At 47.0% G+C, this 20,211-nt stretch carries 13 protein-coding genes; 11 read left to right on the top strand and 2 right to left on the bottom strand.

The window, feature by feature from the left end:
- Nucleotides 1–109 precede the first annotated feature (109 nt).
- Together GGC63_RS01305 and GGC63_RS01300 are read left to right on the top strand one after the other, a co-directional pair.
- Nucleotides 110–547: a hypothetical protein gene (locus GGC63_RS01305; RefSeq protein WP_192700797.1), complete on the top strand. Its 438-nt coding sequence runs from the start codon at nucleotides 110–112 to the stop codon at nucleotides 545–547.
- Between the two features lie 438 nt (nucleotides 548–985).
- Nucleotides 986–1,837, top strand: coding sequence for an alpha/beta fold hydrolase (locus GGC63_RS01300; protein WP_192700796.1), 852 nt, complete (start codon nucleotides 986–988; stop codon nucleotides 1,835–1,837).
- A gap of 184 nt (nucleotides 1,838–2,021) precedes the next feature.
- Here the strand turns inward: GGC63_RS01300 and GGC63_RS01295 are convergent, their stop codons facing one another.
- A complete protein-coding gene (locus GGC63_RS01295; protein ID WP_225947855.1) occupies nucleotides 2,022–3,701 on the bottom strand; it encodes a hypothetical protein in 1,680 nt (559 codons plus the stop codon).
- A gap of 505 nt (nucleotides 3,702–4,206) precedes the next feature.
- On the opposite strand from GGC63_RS01295, the gene GGC63_RS01290 reads away from it, so the two are divergent.
- The 8 genes from GGC63_RS01290 (at nucleotide 4,207) to GGC63_RS01255 (ending at nucleotide 16,808) form a co-directional block, all read left to right on the top strand.
- Nucleotides 4,207–6,024 (top strand): sensor histidine kinase, encoded by a 1,818-nt coding sequence (locus GGC63_RS01290; protein WP_192700795.1) that lies wholly within the window; start codon nucleotides 4,207–4,209, stop codon nucleotides 6,022–6,024.
- A 43-nt stretch (nucleotides 6,025–6,067) separates the two neighbouring features.
- A complete protein-coding gene (locus tag GGC63_RS01285) occupies nucleotides 6,068–7,648 on the top strand; it encodes a response regulator (RefSeq protein ID WP_192700794.1) in 1,581 nt (526 codons plus the stop codon).
- 199 nt (nucleotides 7,649–7,847) lie between these two features.
- Complete coding sequence (locus tag GGC63_RS01280; RefSeq protein ID WP_192700793.1) at nucleotides 7,848–8,753, top strand: ABC transporter permease; 906 nt, start codon at nucleotides 7,848–7,850, stop codon at nucleotides 8,751–8,753.
- Nucleotides 8,754–8,755: 2 nt separating this feature from the next.
- Nucleotides 8,756–9,625, top strand: a complete 870-nt coding sequence (locus GGC63_RS01275; protein WP_192700792.1) for a carbohydrate ABC transporter permease — start codon at nucleotides 8,756–8,758, stop codon at nucleotides 9,623–9,625.
- A gap of 66 nt (nucleotides 9,626–9,691) precedes the next feature.
- Complete coding sequence (locus tag GGC63_RS01270; protein ID WP_192700791.1) at nucleotides 9,692–11,272, top strand: extracellular solute-binding protein; 1,581 nt, start codon at nucleotides 9,692–9,694, stop codon at nucleotides 11,270–11,272.
- Between the two features lie 75 nt (nucleotides 11,273–11,347).
- Nucleotides 11,348–13,999, top strand: a complete 2,652-nt coding sequence (locus GGC63_RS01265; RefSeq protein WP_192700790.1) for a glycosylhydrolase-like jelly roll fold domain-containing protein — start codon at nucleotides 11,348–11,350, stop codon at nucleotides 13,997–13,999.
- Between the two features lie 47 nt (nucleotides 14,000–14,046).
- Nucleotides 14,047–14,949, top strand: a complete 903-nt coding sequence (locus GGC63_RS01260; protein WP_192700789.1) for a nucleoside hydrolase — start codon at nucleotides 14,047–14,049, stop codon at nucleotides 14,947–14,949.
- Nucleotides 14,950–15,236: 287 nt separating this feature from the next.
- Nucleotides 15,237–16,808: an ABC transporter substrate-binding protein gene (locus tag GGC63_RS01255; RefSeq protein ID WP_192700788.1), complete on the top strand. Its 1,572-nt coding sequence runs from the start codon at nucleotides 15,237–15,239 to the stop codon at nucleotides 16,806–16,808.
- A 124-nt stretch (nucleotides 16,809–16,932) separates the two neighbouring features.
- Here GGC63_RS01255 and GGC63_RS01250 read toward each other — a convergent pair whose 3' ends face one another.
- Nucleotides 16,933–17,757 (bottom strand): AraC family transcriptional regulator, encoded by an 825-nt coding sequence (locus GGC63_RS01250; RefSeq protein WP_079908850.1) that lies wholly within the window; start codon nucleotides 17,755–17,757, stop codon nucleotides 16,933–16,935.
- Nucleotides 17,758–17,881: 124 nt separating this feature from the next.
- Here GGC63_RS01250 and GGC63_RS01245 point away from each other — a divergent pair, with 124 nt between their 5' ends.
- On the top strand, nucleotides 17,882–20,185 hold the full coding sequence (locus tag GGC63_RS01245; protein WP_192700787.1) for a glycoside hydrolase family 2 TIM barrel-domain containing protein: 2,304 nt from the start codon (nucleotides 17,882–17,884) through the stop codon (nucleotides 20,183–20,185).
- Nucleotides 20,186–20,211 lie beyond the last annotated feature (26 nt).

The following is a 20,211-nucleotide window of genomic DNA, read 5'->3' as shown; positions in this document are numbered from 1 at the left end:
ATCTGACGGGTTCCCGTTATTTAGCTTACAGGGAATGATTGCAAAAAAGTTACACTTCTAACGATAGAATTATTTTTATAGCTGCATCTCAAACGTTTGGGGGGACATTATGAAGAAAATTTTTATTGCCGGTGTGCTGCTGTTTATCTTGCATATGGTAGTTGCTTGCAGTCAAAAAGAATTATCGTATGAGCAGAACCTGGATCCTCGTTTCCAAAAACCTGTACATCTTCATTTCAGCAAACCCGATGGTCAGGGCTACATGATTTATAAGAAAATTGAAGATAATGAAACAGTTCAAACGATACTGGATATTTTAATACATGTGCCATGGGAAAATGCAAAAGTATCCATGCTGGGACTGCCTGATTATAAAATTACAACCGTCAATATAGATCCAACAGTTAGTTATGAACCTGTAACTTATGCCATTTGGCTCTCGCCGAAGAAAGACATACTAGAAGTGAATATTGAAGGTCAGTCCAAGTTTGGGAAAATTTCGAAAGAAGACACTGCAAAGTTACTTTCAATTTTGGCATCGCCCTGACGGAGTAACCGTTGCAAATGCCCTACATCAGTGACATTTGCCTTAAGTTTGGCGGCACTTGCTCCCAGCTATTTACAAATGATGGTATACCTGTTACTATGGATTCAACTTATAAGGGCGGAGGGGTTACGTGTGTTAAACTAATTTTCGATTTTACTTGCACAAAAAAACAGTGTTTTAAGGCTATTTGTGTGCATAGAAATCGGAAATTGGTATGCTTACATGCTAACCTTTTTAGTCGTGTGCTAGCGAGGTTGAGGACTATCTTCATGTCGCTTCGCACGGACTAGATTTTAAAGAAAATGAATTGAACATCCCGCGACGGGATTTCTGACCCGCTATAGGGTCTCGTACGTTCCTTTCATTTCTTTTTCGATTACTGTGCGCACAGGCAAAATAGCCTGTGCTTTTTTTATTATCACTTTGGAGGAATTATACATGAACGAACGATTAATACAGGTGGATGGAATAGAAATACGTACCGATAGTTTTGGAAGAATAGATGACCCGGTCGTATTGCTTATAATGGGTGCCCAGTCCTCGTTAATTTGGTGGGAAGAAGAGTTTTGCCATCGTTTAGCGCAAACGGGGCGTTTTGTAATTCGTTATGATAATCGCGACGTTGGCGTTTCTACAACCTATGAACCGGGTCAGCCGGACTATACATTTGAAGACATGGCAGATGACGCCATTCGAGTGTTGAATGCTTATAAGATCGAGAGGGCTCACATTGTAGGCATGTCCATGGGAGGTATGCTGGCTCAAATGATCGCGCTCAGGCGTCCAGAGAGAGTCCTTACCGTTACACTGCTATCAACATCCAATTTTGCACCGGAGCTTCCTCCGATGGAGGAACGAATTATGAATTTTTTCTCCAACTTAGGGGAGATCGATTGGACAAACGAACAGTCGGTCGTGGATTTTGCGGTTGATAGGTCCAAAATTCTTGCAGGCTCGAAGCATTCTTTTAACGAGAACAAAGTTCGCGCTTTAGCTAAAATGGAGTTTGCAAGAAGCAGCAGCATGGCCAGTATACATAATCACGCCTTGCTGGCGGGTGGAGAATCATATCTGACTCGGACGAGCGAGATTAAGATTCCTGCTTTGGTTATCCATGGCACGGAAGATCCGATCATTCCTTATAAACACGGACAAAATCTTGCGAATGTACTTCCTGGCGCGGTCTTGCTGACACTCGAAGGCACCGGTCATGAGCTGCACGAGGATGACTGGGATACTGTAATCGAATCGATTGCAAGACATACCTCGAAACCGGATTCGTTCAGCTAATATGGAGCATGGGAGTTATCGGATCAGATCGTGAAGCTACGTGAGGCTGTCCTTTAAGCAGGTAGCCAATTAGGAGAGATAACCCGATTCTGTCGAATCGGGTTATTTGCTGTCGAATAACACAGACGAGGCTTTGCTGGCACATTGCTCGGTATATCGAAGGGATGAAGTCGGGAACGTAGTTTTACTCTAACAGATCTTCGATATTCAGGGTGACGCCGCCATAGGAAGCATATCCGTAGCTTTTGGGCTTCCCATCTGCAACGGTATCGAACAGCAGTTTAGCAGGCGTCGCACCACCAAGTGCGGAAAACGTTGCTCTAAATTTCATTTCACCCTGTTTTGGACCAGTCAATTGAACATTAGCTTCATAACGGCTTTCCCCGCCGGCATTAATATTGGTCTTCTCATACCCGTTGTAGAAGTTCACGCCATCATCACTATAATTCACATACTGTACTTCCGTTTGTCCCGAGAAGATAGAGGAGCCATTTCGAATATAGGAGATGTACCCGGAGGCTTTTCCTGCAATCTTCCCATTCACATTGGGATTAACGGAATTGAGTACGGTCAAGTCTTTGATCCCATACGGGATATTATCTGTAGTGGGTTTAATCGGTACTGTCGGTTTAGGCTTATAATCAAGCAGGCTTACTTTCTGAATCCGCATTTGAGAGCCGCCACTGCCCCTGTATACTTCCAGCCACATCGCACGCTTGCCGTTCGGATGCCAGGACATTGGCGAGTAGTACACCCAATTTGGATCCGTAGTAAGCTGTATTCCTTTATACCCTGATTCGTTTATAGAACGATCAATGTCGATCAATACGGGACCTATGTTACCTTCCCTGAAATTCCGAACCCCAGTTACTGCATATGTATACAGCGGCCACATCATATCCGTAAAGGTATATATACCGTAGGGTCTTGGCATAAGCCCAAATAGGGCCGGGTCCGTATGGTTTGAGAATCGGGTGCTCATGACCATACCCAATCGTTCATCCGGGGAAAAGATAGTTGTTTCATCGTAACCGGGAGTATAAGTAATTTGCGTAGTATTTTCAGTATTCAAATCCTGTACAACAGAATCTGGGGTGCTGAATGCCTTCCCTCCGACAACCGATATGGCATTTCCTCCCTTTACAAACTGCTTCACTTCTCCTCCTCTTAACGGATTAGGAATCATATAGCCCGGTTTGTTCGGATCGTCCTTGAAGGTGGGGATACTGCTGATAAGCTGAGCCTTTTCAATTACATAGGTATCCGTTTTACGTGCCAGGACACCGATAGCTGCTGCACCGCCAATATCCGAGCGGAGTATCGTCCAGCTCATGTGTTTGTTGTCAGGAGCTATGATTATTTCTGACCAATGGGCGGTTATGCGTGCATCATCTACCAAGGTCGATGGATAGACGACAGGTACTAATTTAGCGCTGGTGCTGCTGTCGATGCTGGGCCCGCATTCAAGCACGTAATCCCCTAGCAATATTCGCTTATTATCCTGAAAGGGCATAATCCGGATACCGGGTGACTTTGGTTTTGTAGGTATGACCCCAGAGAAGATGACCTTGAAATTCGTTCCATCATCGTTCATTACCGCTATGTTCCAATAATCCGGAGTATGGATATCCGTTTCCTTTTTATAAATAAGGAGTACTTTTCCAGAGTACGTATAAGTGCTGCTCTCCAGCTTCTTAACCGAACCCGGCAGCGGAATAGTGCTTATAGCTACCCTTCCAATTCCATTGCTGCTGGCTTCCAGACTGTTACTGTCAGAAGGTGCGTTCGAAGCCGATGCCGGTGTTGCCACGGAAAATAAAAGACTCATCGCTACCAGTACAGGAACGATTCTTTTTTTCATCATGCTCGCCTCCAAATGAATAATTGACCAGGTTACTGCGTAGGGCTCAATCCATTTTTCCCAATGAAGAGCCTAGCTTGCTTTAGAACTATCCAAACCTGCAAATGTAAAATTACCTTGACCCAATTCACCTCCCGTCAGGAAATTGTATCCGGTTACAAAATTCAATATATGATTTGGTAAAAAATTACTCAACAGGTCGTTTTTAAGTTTTTGCAGGGTCATTTTTAAGGTTGCATAATAACATTGTTGGAGTAGCAGCTCCAAAAAACAGACTTAACAGGACTATGAAGCTGCTCAGGATCTAATAGAAAATCATAAAAATGCCCTTGTATAAACTTAAAATTGCCCCTTTGATAAATGAATCCTCTTAAAGTATATTTCATGTAAACGGATACAAAAAAAGAACAATGGCCATTGCCATCTTCTACCATAGAACTTTGGTAGCGTCGATACATCGCGGCATGTACAATAGTTAGAAAAGGCGTTTGACAAGAAGGGGCAGGGTATGGAGCGTAGAAGCCGGATGCGAAGGATTATGTCCATGATAAGAAACATGAGATTCCAAAATAAATTGTTGGCAGGCTACCTTCTGGCCTGTGTCATTCCGCTGCTAGGTGTAAGCGCCATCATTTTCCACCAATCGGCAGCTGGACTTGAGGATTCCTCTCAAGAATTCGCTTCACTGTATACATCCCAAATCAGAACCACCTTGAACGAATTCATCAAAGAATACGACAAGGTCACGAAGTCGGTGCTGGTCGACAACGATTTAATCTATAAAATCGGACAAGAGCGAAGCTTGCCCATGGACGAGTTGATTATCCAGAAGGTTGCCGTCCAGCGGCTGCTGATGCGGGTCGCCTTGCTTAAACCGGAGATCAGCACCGTGATGCTGATAAGCCGCGATAACAGTGTATATCAGTATACAACGACAACAAGCAGAGTGAATGAGAACATGTTACTATCCCGTGACTGGTACAAAGGGCTTCGCGGCTCGGAGGATACCTTTTTCATTACCGGACTGCATGACCGTTCTTATTACGAGGATAAAGGTGCTGGAGCCGTAGTAACGGTAGGAAGGGTTCTATTTAGCTACGACGGCGCCTATGCGGGCATCCTGCTCATCGATCTGGATCCGTTTACATTGCTCCAGCTCGATCATGATTTTGTATTGGCTCGTGATAAATACGGCATGAGTGTCATCATAAGCAATCGGCAAAACGAAATCGTCTATCATTCCGATGCGGCCAGCGGCCGGTTGTCCTGGCAGCAGGTGCTTGAATCCGGAGCGGAGTACCTCAAGGATGACAACAGCCATGACCAGATTGTATTATCGGGAAGCACCTCGCAGGGGAACCTGTTTATCAAAACCGAGATTCCGCGCTCGAAGCTGCTTCAGAAGATCAATCGGATCAAAGGAATGACGGTGGCCGTTATTCTGATGAGCTGTCTGGTCATAACTCTTATCTCGTTTGGGTTGAGCTATACGATCACAAGGCCTATTAAGTCGCTCCGCCGAAGCATGAAGCAGGCGGAAGCAGGCCAATATCTGCCCATAGAGAAGGAGCAGGCTAATGATGAGATTGGAAGTCTGGTTTATAGCTACAACAAAATGATAATAACGATCCGAACCCTGATTGAAGATGTGTATATTGCTGAGATCAAGCAGCGTCAAGCCAAATTCATCGCGCTTCAGAATCAGATCAATCCCCACATGCTGTATAACACCCTGGAATCCATCCGCATGAAAGCGCTGGTGAAGGACGACGAGGAGACCGCCGGCATGATTAAAATTTTGGCCCGCATGTTTCGGCTGGCATTGGGTAAAGAAGGCAAGCACCATTCTGTGAGACATGAACTGGATTATACGACGAATTACTTAGAGCTTCAAAACATCCGGTTTGATAATATGTTCAGGCTGCATATCAGAATCCCCGATGAGATGCTCGATTGCAGTATGATTCCACTGGTATTTCAGCCTATTGTGGAGAACAGTATTAACCACGGATTCGAGGACTATAGCCGGCCCATGAATATCGAGATTGAAGGCGTCTGGACCGAAGAGGAGGAAATTCGAATCCGTATCACAGACGACGGAGCCGGTATTCCTATGGAGAAGCGAGAGGAACTGATCGCCATGCTGGAGGATGCTAAATCGGACAAATACAAGCTGGAAGAAACCGATGTAGCGGAAAGCGGAGGTCTGGGCCTCAAAAATATCGCCGAACGGATTAAACTCCACTACGGCGACCAGTATTATCTGACGATTCGTCCTGGAGCGGAGCGCGGAACGACGGTCGAAATCTTAATCCCTAAGCTTTAGATCAACGCGCTGGATACAAACAGAGAAGGAGAGGTGCTTTGGGATGAGGTTGATCTTGGTGGATGATGAGAAGGGTATTGTAGATGGTCTCAAAATAATGATAAGCCGCTATATTCCGGAATGCGAGATTGTCGGCGCAGCTTACAATGGGGTGGAAGGGTTCCAATTAATTCAAAAACTTCGACCTGACATTGTCATTACAGATATCCGAATGCCTCAGGCTGACGGCCTCGATATGATTAAGATGCTGAAAGAAAAGGGCAGCCAGGCTAAGTTCATTCTCTTAAGCGGATATGCCGACTTCGAATATGCCCGAAGGGGTATACAGCTTGGTGTGCAGTTTTATATTAATAAACCGGTTGAGGAGGAGGAGCTGCGGGAATGTGTTTATCAGGTCATCGAGGCGGTCCGTGCGGACAAGGCCAAGCTGCAGGAGGTCGACGAACTGAAGCAGGAGGTTCAAAGCCGGATTCAAGAGAGCGCCTTGCGGGATATCCTCGATATCGGCAGCGATAATACTCTTGCGGAGGAACTGCTTCGAATTGCGCAGATACCAACGGAGGGGACTAATTACGCATGTATCCTGCTTGAATTCTATGGCAATGTCGATGCCTTAAAGGAGCATGGTCTTCAGCCGGTATTGGCCCAAATAGACCGAGTCCTGAGGCAATACCGCGGAGTGTATCTGCTGCGTTATTCGGGTGCGCAATTTGCCATGGTGGTTACTCAGGGAGGAACTATCGGGTATGCAGATCTTGTTCGTTCGGTACGGCGTCTTAAGGAGGAGCTGTTCGGGCAGCTGGGACTGTCCATGACCGTCGGTATAGGAACGGTTCAGAATCGGGCCGCCGGTATCAGCCAATCCTTTGAGGAAGCCCGTTATGCGTTAAGCTATAAAGTTGTCAAAGGGGCAGACACCGTAATCCCATTTCCTGAGATCATGAATCTGTCGGGACGCAGCCAGCCTGTTCCCGAAGCCATGATTGCTAAGCTGGAAGCAGGCATCGACAATATGGACGAGATGGAATGTGCAGGCATCATCCGCGAGATCTTTCGGGGGATGGAAGCCGAGCCCGGCATGAGTCCGGCAGACCTTCAGCTGCAGTGCTTGAACATTCTTTTATCAAGTGTCCGGAAGATGTCCTTTCAGCAGCTGCAGCAAAACGATTTCCTGGGCCGGCATATTTTGTCTTTAGAGGGTATTTCACGGTTTCAGACGCTGGTCTCTCTGGAGGAATGGATGGTTGAAGTCATTCGAAGAATTATTGCGTTCAAGATTGAGCATAACATACCTAAGAAGAAGGACATTATCAGTGAGGTCAAGGAGTATGTATCTACACACTATAATGAACCGATTACCCTAGCAGACTTAGCTGCCCGGTTTTTCATCAGCCCCTATTATTTAAGCCAGTTTTTCAAACAAAAGACAGGGGATACTTATGTGAATTTTTTGTCGCAGGTCCGAATCGGCAAGGCAAAAGAGCTGCTCGAGAAGACAGATTTGAAAGTATATGAGATTTGCCAGATGGTAGGCTACTCCGATTCGCAGCATTTTACCCGGCTGTTCGAGAAATTGACTGGGAGCAAGCCAAGTGAATACCGCAAGAATCTGTCTAAAATGTAAATCGATGTTATATAGCCGTTTAGCGGGAAGGAGTATCCATCAGGGTTCAGGTTTTCAACAATCTCCCCCCACTATGTGGGGTTTAAATTCTTAAAAAAGACCTTGTTTAAACTTAAAAATGCCCCGTTGAGAGCTTTTCCCCCTGAATGTATAGTTACTGTGTAAGCGAATTCAGCAACTAGATATTGGGGGGAACAAATTGAAAGCAGTTGCATTTCATCGAATGAAGGTATATTGGCCACTATATGTCATGGCGATACCGGGGATCATTTTTCTTATTATTTTTAAATATATCCCACTTGCCGGTGCCGTTATTGCCTTTAAGGATTATTCGGTTTTCAAAGGATTTATCGATAGTCCCTGGGTGGGTCTCAAACATTTTGAAACTTTGATTCATCATCCAGACTTCGCAAAAGTGTTTGGTAACACAATGATGCTAGGATTCCTTAAGCTTGTTCTGGTCTTCCCTGTACCTGTTTTGCTGGCGCTGATGATCAACGAGATTCGAAAATCGGCGCTGAAAAAAGGGATTCAAACCGCTCTGTACATTCCGCACTTCTTGTCTTGGGTTATCGTTGCGGGTATTATCTTCGATTTTTTCTCTATAAGCGGATTGTTCAATATTGTCATGGGCTGGTTTGGTCATGAACCTTTGCTCGCCATGCAGGAAAGCGCATACTTCCGGCCTGTCTACGTTATTGCATCTATATGGAGGGATGCCGGTTGGGGAACTGTGGTATACATGGCTGCGATCAGTGCAATAGATCCTCAGCTTTATGAATCAGCAATGATTGACGGTGCATCCAAGTTTAAGCAGATTCGACACATTACGTTTCCGCTTCTTTTACCTACTGTGTTGGTGCTGTTCCTGCTTGAGATCGGTAACTTCTTGGATCTGGGCTTTGATCAAGTGTTCAACATGCTCACTCCTATGACTTACAGTGTAGGAGATATTCTCGACACGTATGTGTTCCGAACAGGAATTCAGCAGGCGCAATATAGCTTCGCTACGGCGGTGGGATTATTTCAGTCAGTGATTGGATTTGTCTTGGTATTCATCTTCAATAAGATGTCAAAGAAAGTTTCGGATGGGGGGCTCTGGTAGATATGTTTGAATCAAGAGGGGAAAAATTATTTGTTTCAACAATTACAGTCGTTCTCATCCTACTGTCTATCATAGCGCTCATACCGCTCCTGTCCGTGATCTCGACATCGTTCAGTTCCAAAAGCGCAGTCGATATGAACCTGGTCACCATCTGGCCGAAACAATTTACGTTTGCCTCTTGGGGACATATCATCGACCGTCCCGACCTATGGAAGTCGTTCTTCCTGACGCTCGGCTCGACAGTGATCGGCACTGCACTCGCTTTGCTAATGACCGCTTTACTGGCGTACCCGCTGTCAAAACAAGAGTTTAGCTGGGGGCCTGTCATTATGGTCGGCGTGGTCATCGCGATGATCTTCAAGGCACCCATTGTACCTTACTTTCTAACGGTCCGCGGCATTGGTCTTTACAATAACCCGCTGGTCCTGGTCCTGCCGCATATTTTGAATCCGTTCAACTTGATTATCATGAGAACTTTCTTTAAGGGATTTTCCAAGGAATTGGAGGAAGCCGCCTTTCTTGAAGGCTGCGGATATTTCCGGATGCTGTTCCAATTCGTCCTTCCGTTGTCCAAGGCAGTGCTGGCGACCCTTGCTTTATTCTATGGTGTCGTGCTGTGGAACCAGTTTCAACATCCGCTCCTTTTCTTGCAAAATCCGGACTGGTTCCCGCTGCAGATCAAGATCCGGCAGTTCATCACCGACGACAATGTGATCATGGCGGGTGCTGTTTCTACGAGTGATCTAAACTTCAATGAGCGGACTTTAAGAGCAGCGACCGTTATCTTTGCTATTATCCCAATTATCTTGGTCTATCCATTCTTGCAGAAATACTTCGTCAAAGGAGCCATGATTGGCTCGGTAAAGGGGTAATACGACATTTTCGGTTTAAAGGCAAGATCACATAAACGATCATTACGATATAAGGGGGAACAACACATGAATTTTAAAAAGATGGGGTTATTATCAGCGGCAGGTGTCCTTGCGATTACTGCTGTAACCGGCTGCGCCGGAAACTCGAATTCCTCAGCAGATTCATCATCAGGTCAGAACCAAGCGTCGGGGGATGGAGTTGTCGATATTGAAGTATGGGGAACCAATATCGGCTACAAACCCATCACCAAAGGCAGTAAGACTTATGATTTTCTTAAGGAGAAGCTGGGCGTCGGCGTGATCAGTCCGTATGTAGAATGGGGCGGAGGCACCAACTACTTGAACCAGTTGAATCTGAAGATCGCCGCAAACGAAATGCCCGATTTGTTCCTGCCCTATAACGGCAGCGAAAGCAGCTTGGCCAAAAACGGCGCTATCGCCGATCTGACCGACCTGCTGCCGAAATATGCGCCGAATGTATGGAATAACATTCCGCAGGATGTTTGGGAGGTTGTCAAAGCAAACGACCCTACCGGGCAGGGAAGAATTTATTATATTCCTCAGGTCGTGGACTACGGAAGATACGCTGGCATGATTCGTCAGGATTGGCTGGACAAGCTGGGCTTGCAAATGCCGAAGACGCAAGAGGAATATGTAAAAGTTCTTGAGGCATTTCGGGATAAGGATCCCAATGGAAACGGACAGAAGGATGAGGTGCCTACCGGGGGGCGTCAAGAAGCTCGTTGGATGGACCATTTGTTTGCTATGTACGGTGTGGCCATGAACGAAGGCCAACCCGATTGGGACCTGTACGACGGGAAGCTGACTTATTCTGCAGTAACACCGAATATGAAAGCCGCCTTGGAATTCATTGCCAAATTGTACAAGGACGGATTGTTGGATAAGGAATCCCTTTTGAACGACAAGTCCAAGTGGGAGGGAAAAGTGAACTCGAATAAGGCTGGTAACTACTTCCAATGGGTAGAAACGCTCAATCTTAATTTGGACGCTATGCAAAAGAACACGGGTGTGAAGGCCCAGTTCTCTATACTTCCGATACCGGAAGTCCCGGGCTATAAAGGTTTCTATACTTCGAAAAGAAGGATGTCCCCGCAATGGGTCATCAAAAACAATAATAAGGACCAGACGAAGCTGATGGCCTCTTTAAAGCTGCTTAACAATATGTACGACAAGAAGAATTGGAAGGATCTGTACCTTGGAGTAGAAGGAATGCACTATACGATGAAGGATGGCAAAGCTGTCAAACTTCCGGATGACAAGAGCACACAGGAGAATATTGGGTTATTTAATCCGGCTTCACCTCTGGCGACCCTTGATTTTACAATCGATCTTCTTAAGAGTACTGCATCGGCAGATGATATGTGGGAGATTGATCAGACCGTCAAAAATATGCAAGAAGCTCAGAAATATGCCAAGCACATTGCTGGCGATGGCTTGCCGGTGAGTGTCTACGACGGCTACCCGGACATCAACAATCGAACTCTGTATATCGAATACGCAACCAAGATTATCCTTGGACAATATCCGATCAGTAAGTTCGACGAATTTGTAGACAAGTGGAACAAATCGGGCGGCGAAGAAGTAACAAAGCGCGCGAGAGACTGGTACGCAAAAATGAAGAAATAATCGTTTGATCAAGCACAATCCGCCTTGCTTCGATACGAAGTCGGGCGGATGTTTCAATAATAGGGGGGCTAACACATGAGCAATCGAATTAGAGAAGTACTCGAGGGGCAAGAGCATAATTATATCCTTCCTTTTCTCTGGCAGCACGGCGAGGAGGAACAGGCAATTCGGGAGGAGATGGCCCGTGTTCATGAATCCGGAATCGGGGCCGTTTGCGTGGAGGCGCGACCACATCCTGATTTTCTCGGACCGAAATGGTGGAAGGACATGGACATCATTATGGAGGAAGCACGGAATCGGGGAATGAAGGTATGGATGCTCGATGACGACCATTTTCCGACGGGTCATGCGGCAGGTAAGGTGAAGGAGGCGCCGGAGGAGCTTCATCGCGTGTTCCTGGGTGAGCGATATATCGATACCATCGGTCCGGCTGGGGGCACATCCCTGCTGCTGGAAACCCTGCTGCTGCGCGGACTTCGACCGACCATCTCAAATAGCCGAAGCGCGAGTGGCCGGAACAAGCTGGTTTCGGTCGTTGCGGTTCGTCGCGATCCGTCTAACGGATCATTAACCGGTGAATCGATCGAATTAACCGGACTTGTACAAGAGGGGATCTTGTATTGGGATATCCCCGAAGGGTATTGGCGCATATTTATTATTTCGGAAACTAGGGAAGGCGGCAGCAAGCAGCAGGCCGATTATTTGAACCCGCTGGATCGGGATTCCGTTCGGATTTTGCTCGATACGATATATGAGGCTTTTTATGATCGATACAAGGCGGATTTTGGAAAGACATTCGTTGGCTTCTTTTCGGATGAGCCCGGTTTTTACAACGACGAGAAAACGTTCGACTTCAACTCGAGACCCGGAAAGCAGGGAGTGCCGCTTCCATGGAGCCGGGACATGCCGGCCCTGCTGGAGGAAGCTCTGGGGTCTGATTATCGGAAGCATTTGCATCTCCTCTGGCATGATGAAGGAGAACGGTCGAATAGGGTACGGTATCACTATATGAATATTGTCAGCAAGCTTTATGCGGAAAGCTTCTGCAATCAAATCGGAGAATGGTGCAGAGCCCGCGGAGTAGAATACATCGGGCATGTCCTTGAAGACAACAACGTTCATGCAAGGCTCGGTCCCGGCACCGGACACTTCTTCCGCTCGCTTTGGGGGCAAGACATGTCGGGGCTTGATGTGGTACTGTGGCAGATCGTTCCCGGCTTCGATGAAATGTCTTTCCGCCAGCCAACGAGCGGGGAGACGGATAGTGAATTTTACCACTATGGCCTCGCCAAGCTTGGTGTGTCTCTGGGACACCTCGATCCGAAGAAACAAGGCCGTACGATGTGTGAATTGTATGGGGCTTATGGCTGGGCGGAAGGGTTAAAGCTGATGAAATGGCTCACTGACCATATGCTCGTCCGCGGTGTAAACTATTTTGTCCCGCATGCCTTTACCCAAAAAGCATTTCCGGACCCGGATTGTCCTCCGCACATGTATGCGAGCGGGCAAAATCCGCAGTACCGTTACTACAAGCATTTGAATCGCTATATGAATCGGATCAGTCACTTAATCTCAGGAGGAAGACATATGGCGACCGCGGCGGTCGTGTACCATGCTGAGGCCGAATGGTCCGGGGAGGCGATGTATTTTCATAAACCCGTGAAAAAATTAATGCAGCATCAGATTGACTGCGACGTTCTCCCCATCGATGTGCTTTTGGAAACGGGGATCGTAGAGGACAACAAGCTGCTTGTGAATGGCGAGGATTACGAGTGCCTGATCGTGCCCTATGCAGAAGCGCTTCCGGCGGCGATGATTCAGCGTTTGGTCCGGTTTGCCGAACAAGGATTAGCTGTTCGCTTTGTTGACGGGCTACCGCTGCGATCGAGTGAGGGCAGCGATGTTTCTGCCGAACTGGCTTGCCTTGCCAATCACCGCAATGTGAAGCTTGCAGCTCTGGACAACCTGGCACAAGACCTTATTACGGACGGACATTATGATATTCGAGTTGACCAATACCAGCCTTATCTTCGGTACTATCACTATGTTCATGATGGTTTGGATGTGTTTATGTTCTTTAATGAACATCCAAATCAACCGATTAGCACGGAGATTGTTTTGCCCGTTCAGGGTGATGTCTATGCTTATGATGCCTTCCTAAATCGGTTGATCCCATTAAATGTGGATAGGGAGAGGGACGCCACGGCGGTACAGCTTGTCCTGCATCCGTATGAATCTATCGTCCTTCTGCATGGAACTGCCCTTGAAGGGTATGCAGCACACCCGCCTCATACAATTGGAACGGCTCTAGAGCTCCAGGGCGATTGGACTGTTTCCACTGCGAATGCAGAGAGCTACCCTCACTTTACGGAGTGGGGAAAACTGACGGCCTTAGTGAACATGAGCGGGCCTGACCGTTTACCACGGTTTACGGGCACCTTCCGATATGAAACTGAATTTGAGTGGAGCGAATCCGCAAGCCAGGCTCTCTTGGATTTGGGCGAGGTCTACGAGACAGCAGAGGTATGGGTAAACGGCGAACAGGCCGGGGTGCGCATCTGTCCTCCTTATCACATACAGATAGGCGGTCTGAAGAAGGGCAGCAACAAGCTTGTCATCGAAGTTACGAATACGTTAGTGAAAGATCAGCGAGACTTCTTGTCTTCCTTTGCTCAGCAGGAACCAAGCGGACTCATCGGGCCTGTCAAGGTGAAAAGCATCATGTAAAATGGAATTGCCGGAAGTAGCGAAATGTCATCCAGTGAGGTGCGATTATGAAACTTCTATACGATGTGCCGGACCCCAAAAGGATCCGTTTGATCGTGAACAGTGACGCCAAGAACGAAGCGGACGACCAGTATGCAATCGTTCATGCGTTGTTAACGCCTCAGTTTATGGTGAAAGGTCTGATTGGCGCTCATTTCGGAGAAGAGAGAAGCCAAACCTCGATGTTGGACAGTGTGAAGGAAATCGAACTCCTATTGGATCTAATGGGAATGTCGAGAGAGTATTCTGTTCTGCGTGGAGCGGATCGTGCCATGCAAGACGAGCGGATGCCGGTCCTGTCCGAGGGGGCGAAGTTTATTGTGCGAGAAGCCATGTCCGATGATCAGAGGCCTTTGTTCGTCATTTTCCTTGGGGCCATCACCGATCTAGCTGCGGCTTATCTCATGAATCCGGCGATTGCCGACCGTTTGACAGCGGTATGGATCGGAGGTGGAGCTTGGCCGGAGGGTGGGACGGAATTCAACTTAAGGAACGACATTCACGCTGCGAACGTTGTGTTCAACTCTCCGATCCCGTTATGGCAGATTCCTAGAAACGTATACTGCAAAATGCGCGTCAGCATCGCAGAATTAAAACGGAGAGTGGAGCCATGCGGCGCCATCGGCCGATATTTATATCAACAATTGCTGGAAACCAATCAAAAATGGGCAAATAATCCGAGCTGGCCTAAGGGGGAAATGTGGACGCTTGGAGATTCCCCAGCGGTAGGATTGCTGATGCATGATCAGCCTTATGATTACGAATTGAAGCCTGCACCTCGTGTATCCCCGGATATGACCTATGTCCATTATCAATCGGAGAGACGAATCAGGGTATATCGAGACATCGATGTTCGGTTTATTTTGGAAGATATGTATGCCAAACTGGAGTTGTTCCATTCGATGCAGTGATTAGATTTCCCTATTCCATTTTCTTTATATGCCATATCAACAGGCCTCGTCCCTTTCCCAGCGGATTGAGGCCGTTGCGCTATGTCTGCAACCCGGTATCATAATGTTTCCTGCTTGAATAAATTCTTAAAAATGCCCTTGTTTAAACTTAAAAATGCCCAATTGAGCGTCTTAACCTCCGGTTGTATAGTATCAATGTAAGCGGATTCAACGCCTTGAGCAACCCATGATTGGCACCGTAAAGGGAATTAGAAGCCTCACACATTCATTACGAGGGGGATCGAAACATGAATTTTAAAAAAATGGGGTTATTATCGGCGGCAGGCGTCCTCGCAATTACGGCAGTCACTGGCTGCAGCGGAAACACGAAATCTTCGGAAGGGTCAACTCAGAGCCCGACCGCCAATGCTGATGAGATTGTCGACATTGAAGTATGGGGTACCAACATCGGTTACAAACCGATCACCAAAGGAAGTAAGCTGTATGAATTGTATAAGGAAAAGCTTGGTGTCGGTGTCATCCATCCGTACGTGGAGTGGAACGGGGGCACCAACTATCTGAATCAGCTGAACCTGAAGATCGCTGCAAACGAAATTCCGGACCTGTTCCTGCCCCAGCAGGGCATCGAAGACAGCTTGGCTAAAAATGGCGCGATTGCCGATCTGACGGAGCTGCTGCCCAAATATGCGCCGAACCTATGGCAAGCTATTCCGAAGGAAATGTGGGATGTGGTCAAGGCTAATGACCCTACCGGTCAGGGGAAAATTTATTACATCCCGGGTATGGTGGACTACGGCAGATACGCCGGCTTGATTCGCAAGGATTGGCTCGATAAGCTGGGAATGACAATGCCGAAGACTCAGGACGACTACGTCAAGGTGCTGGAGGCTTTCCGGGACAAGGATCCTAATGGCAACGGCCAGAAGGATGAGCTCCCCACGGGAGGCCGTCAGGAGGCGCGCTGGATGGACCATCTGTTCGCCATGTATGGGGTGGCCATGTTCGAAGGATATCCGGATTGGGACCTATATGACGGGAAGCTGACTTATTCTGCAGTAACTCCGAATATGAAGGCCGCCTTGGAGTTTATCGCCAAGCTGTATAAGGACGGTTTGTTGGATAAGGAAACGCTCCTGAACGACAAGGCCAAATGGGACGGCAAGGTGGAGGCGAATAAAGGAGGCAACTATTTCCATTGGGTAGAAACCGGCTATTTGCCTTTAGAAAATCTGTTTAAAAACACCGGCGTTAAGGCTGAATTTTCCGTTCTCCCTGTACCGGAGGTCGCGGGCTATAAGGGCTTCTACACGTGGAAGAGGTTTCAGCCGCCTGCCTGGGTCGTCAAGAATAACAAGGATCAGAAGAAATTGATGGCAACCCTGAAGCTGCTGAACAACATGTACGATAAAAAGAATTGGATCCCGCTGTATCTTGGCGTGGAGGGCATGCACCATACGGTAAAGGACGGCAAGCCGGCTAAACTTCCGGATGACAAAAGCACGCAGGAAAACTTGATTCTTGATCCATATTCCAAAATATCTACTCTCGATTTCATGATGGATCTGAATAAGAATACTGCCTCGGAAGACAGAATGTGGGCTATTAATCAGGTGAACCGAAACATGCAGGAAGCTCAGAAATATGCTAAGGTCATTGCCGGCGACGGTATGCCAGCCAGTGTGTACGACGGATTCCCGGACATCAACAATCGTACGCTGTACGTGGAATATGCCACCAAGATTATTCTCGGGCAGTACCCGATCAGCAAATTTGATGAATTCGTAGACAAGTGGAACAAATCGGGTGGCGAAGAGGTTACGAAGCGTGCCAGAGAATGGTATGCAAAGGTAAAGAAATAATCATCAAACCCGTTGTAAACAGGGAAGGGCACAGGTAGCAAAAAGAGCTGATAAGAGAAAGGTTTTATCTGCTCTTTTTATATTTCAAGGAAGAGTGCTGATTCACTTGCGGATCTAGTTCCTCTCAATGATGGATCCTTCTGAACTGGCTGGGACTTAAATGCTCCAGCTGTTTAAAGACGTAGCTGAAGTAGTTCGCATCCTCAAAACCGGTCAAAAAGGCAATCTCCCTAATATGCATCTGCGGGTTTTGCAAGAGGAGCTCCTTGCTTTTATTAATTCTAACGGAATTAATATACTGGAAGATTCTTATATTCGTTGCTTTTTTAAATACGGTACATAAGTGCTGCGGCGTCATTCCGGTAATCTCGGCCATGGCTTCCAAAGTGAGAGGCTTGTTAAAGTTTTGATCAATATAAAGGAATAATGGCTTAAGCTTGAAATGCAGATTAGACGCGCTATTGTTAGGATTTACAGAGGTATACTGCACCAAGTCCGTGAGAAGGGAATAGATCACGCTGGAGCATTGGATGCTTTTTAAAGCGGAATCCGATTGTTCAATGTCCAGCACACTTTGAATTTTGGATAAAAACATATCGGGCCTGGATATATATAACACACCGGATTTTGTAATCCCGGCCGTTTTCACTAAAAAGTCTTCTACTTGATGACCGTCGAAAACTATCCAATCCACAATCCAAGAAGGACTAATGGCATAATACTCGTGGGGGGTTCCTTTGAACAAAAGCATCGCCATACCTTCCTTCACTCGAAAGGTTCGTCCCTCCGTCAGAAGCTCCCCCTCTCCCTCAATGCACTGAATCCACTGATACAAATATCCATTCGGACGTACGACATGCTCCTGATTCCAATTGGATCCCACATCTACAAGATAATAGGGGAGTTCCTTATCGGATTCCGTAATGATAGGTATGCGTCTTTTTACCATTAGATCACCTTAATATTTTGATATGAAACTTAAAATCGTTAGATTGTTCGGCTGATTATTGAACCCTATAATTTGAATATAACAAAGAAATCGCCACGAAGGCAACGAAAGGATGATATTCATTATGAGCCGGAACGAGACCCAATTAATGAATGGATGGGAATTTACGTTAAAAGAGCCTGAAGATTCTAACTTCGAAGCGGTCAACCTGCCTCATGATTGGGCTATTCACGCACCCATTAACCGGAATATGAAGCAGGGGGAAGCTCAAGGATTCAGGGACAGATGGGGAATCGGTTGGTATAGGAGAAATCTTGTATTTCATGAGATAAGGGAGGGGTATGTGTACCAGCTGCAATTCGATGGAGTTTACGAGAACAGTACGGTATGGGTGAACGGCCGAGAAGCGGGCGGACGAAAATATGGCTATTCCCAGTTTACACTGGATATAACGGATTACATTCATCCGGGAGACAATCTGATCCTGGTTAAGGTGGACAACACTTCCTTCCCGGCAGACAGATGGTATTCGGGGGCAGGCATATATCGGACCGTGAAGCTTCTCGAACTCAATAAACGCCACCTGAAGCCGGAAGACATTCAAGTGATAACAGCCATCCATGGAGATACGGGTGCAGTGACCATCATGACAGGGGTCTCCTCCTTGGTGAAAGCATGTATTTCGGATGGAGCTTTGCGCATGACTGGTGAATCTGAAAACGGGACGATCCGCATTGAAATCCCGCAGGTAAAGCTGTGGAGTCCCGAGCAGCCGTATTTATATCCATTGGAATTGTCACTGTATGAAGGAAATCAAGTCGTAGATACGTATGAGTTGCGGATTGGAGTAAGAGACATCCAAATGATTGCAGGCAAAGGGATGTTTATCAATGGCAAAATGACGAAGATCAAGGGATTTTGCATTCATCAGGATGCAGGCTGCCTGGGAGTTGCCGTCCCATCGGAAATCTGGAGGGAGAGACTGTTACAATTCAAGGCCATGGGGTGTAATGCTATTCGAACGGCTCACCACATCCCTGCATCGGAGCTTCTGGATCTATGTGATGAACTGGGAATGCTTGTATACGAAGAGCCGTTTGATAAATGGACCGGCGGTTCCTATAGAAGGTACTTTGAGACGGAGTGGCAAAGCGACCTGGAATGTATGGTGAGAAGGGATCGGAACCATCCGTCTATCTTTATGTGGGGCGTTGGAAACGAAGTTGAAAACCAAGGGCAGGAATCCATGCTCAAGATTTTGAAAATGCTTAAGGAGCATCTTGTGACGCTTGATGATACCAGACCGGTTTCTTATGCCATGAACCCCCACTTTAAATACGAGAGTAACGTGGATCTTTCCAAGGTGAAGGATATTCAACAGTTCGTAGATGAAGTGAGCGATACGGAAATCTATAATTCCGATGAAAGAGTGGAGCGCATCCGGAGGATTGCCGAACTTGTCGACGTAATCGGTTGTAATTATCAGGAGCAATGGTACCCGGCCATCCATAAGGCCGTTCCTGATAAGTTGATATTGGGAACGGAGACCTTCCAATATTTCAGGGGGCATCCGGATCAGATGCAAAATTTCAGTGAGGAAGTCCCATGGATGGATGTGGAAAAGCATGATTATGTCATAGGCGGCATGCTTTGGACAGGCATCGATTATTTAGGCGAATCCATGGGGTATCCTGCCAAAGGATGGGCAGGCTCCTTGTTCTGGACGAACAACGAGCGTAAGCCGCTCTCCTACCTCTATCAAAGCTATTGGACAGAGGAACCGATGGTCTATTTGGCTGTGATGGACTATTCTTTGCAGGACGAAGGGGCCAAGGAACATTGGGATGCCCCAAGATACGCAAGCCATTGGAACTTTCCGCAGTTTAACAAGACGGTGATTCCTTATATGATCGCAACGAACTGTGAAGAAGTCACCGTCGATTTGAACGGCAAACCGTTCTATGTGAATAAACCGTCCTCCTATCCCAATCGAATGATCACAGGCTTTCTTCCCTATTCACCGGGAACTATAACGGTCAGAGGTTATATTAGCGGGCAAGAGGTATGTACGTATACGTTGAAAACTGCAGGGCCTGCCGTAAAGCTTGGTTTTGATTCAGAAGAGTTCCGTCTGGAAGCCAAAGAGGGCTACCATACATTATTTACCGTTCGGGCCAAGGACAGCGGGGACATACCGGTATTCCGGGAGAGTTCAAAAGTCAGTTTTCGTGTAACCGGGCCGGCTGAGATCGTTGCTGTTGATAACGGGGATCTTTGCTCGAGTGAAGCCTACGACAGGCATTGGATGCATATGTATCGGGGATGTGTCAGTGCGGTCCTCCGGTTTACAGGAGAAAGAGGCCGTGTCGTATTATCCACCTACTCTGATGGAATGGCTCCGGGTCAGCTTGTTATCCATGTTATTTAACAAAAAATGAGCGAAGCGGGGCGTAC

The organism is Paenibacillus sp. OAS669 (genome assembly GCF_014873645.1).
Classification (GTDB): Bacteria; Bacillota; Bacilli; order Paenibacillales; family NBRC-103111; genus Paenibacillus_S; species Paenibacillus_S vulneris.
The sequence above is the reverse complement of the archived record's forward strand: the minus strand, read 5'-3'. Positions and strand labels throughout refer to the sequence as shown.

Excerpts from the sequence above, each read along its gene's own strand:
- GGC63_RS01305 (WP_192700797.1), top strand. The coding sequence starts at position 110 with ATGAAGAAAATTTTTATTGCCGGTGTGCTGCTGTTTATCTTGCATATG.
- GGC63_RS01300 (WP_192700796.1), top strand. The coding sequence starts at position 986 with ATGAACGAACGATTAATACAGGTGGATGGAATAGAAATACGTACCGAT.
- GGC63_RS01295 (WP_225947855.1), bottom strand. The coding sequence starts at position 3,701 with ATGATGAAAAAAAGAATCGTTCCTGTACTGGTAGCGATGAGTCTTTTA.
- GGC63_RS01290 (WP_192700795.1), top strand. The coding sequence starts at position 4,207 with ATGGAGCGTAGAAGCCGGATGCGAAGGATTATGTCCATGATAAGAAAC.
- GGC63_RS01285 (WP_192700794.1), top strand. The coding sequence starts at position 6,068 with ATGAGGTTGATCTTGGTGGATGATGAGAAGGGTATTGTAGATGGTCTC.
- GGC63_RS01275 (WP_192700792.1), top strand. The coding sequence starts at position 8,756 with ATGTTTGAATCAAGAGGGGAAAAATTATTTGTTTCAACAATTACAGTC.
- GGC63_RS01270 (WP_192700791.1), top strand. The coding sequence starts at position 9,692 with ATGAATTTTAAAAAGATGGGGTTATTATCAGCGGCAGGTGTCCTTGCG.
- GGC63_RS01265 (WP_192700790.1), top strand. The coding sequence starts at position 11,348 with ATGAGCAATCGAATTAGAGAAGTACTCGAGGGGCAAGAGCATAATTAT.
- GGC63_RS01260 (WP_192700789.1), top strand. The coding sequence starts at position 14,047 with ATGAAACTTCTATACGATGTGCCGGACCCCAAAAGGATCCGTTTGATC.
- GGC63_RS01255 (WP_192700788.1), top strand. The coding sequence starts at position 15,237 with ATGAATTTTAAAAAAATGGGGTTATTATCGGCGGCAGGCGTCCTCGCA.
- GGC63_RS01250 (WP_079908850.1), bottom strand. The coding sequence starts at position 17,757 with ATGGTAAAAAGACGCATACCTATCATTACGGAATCCGATAAGGAACTC.
- GGC63_RS01245 (WP_192700787.1), top strand. The coding sequence starts at position 17,882 with ATGAGCCGGAACGAGACCCAATTAATGAATGGATGGGAATTTACGTTA.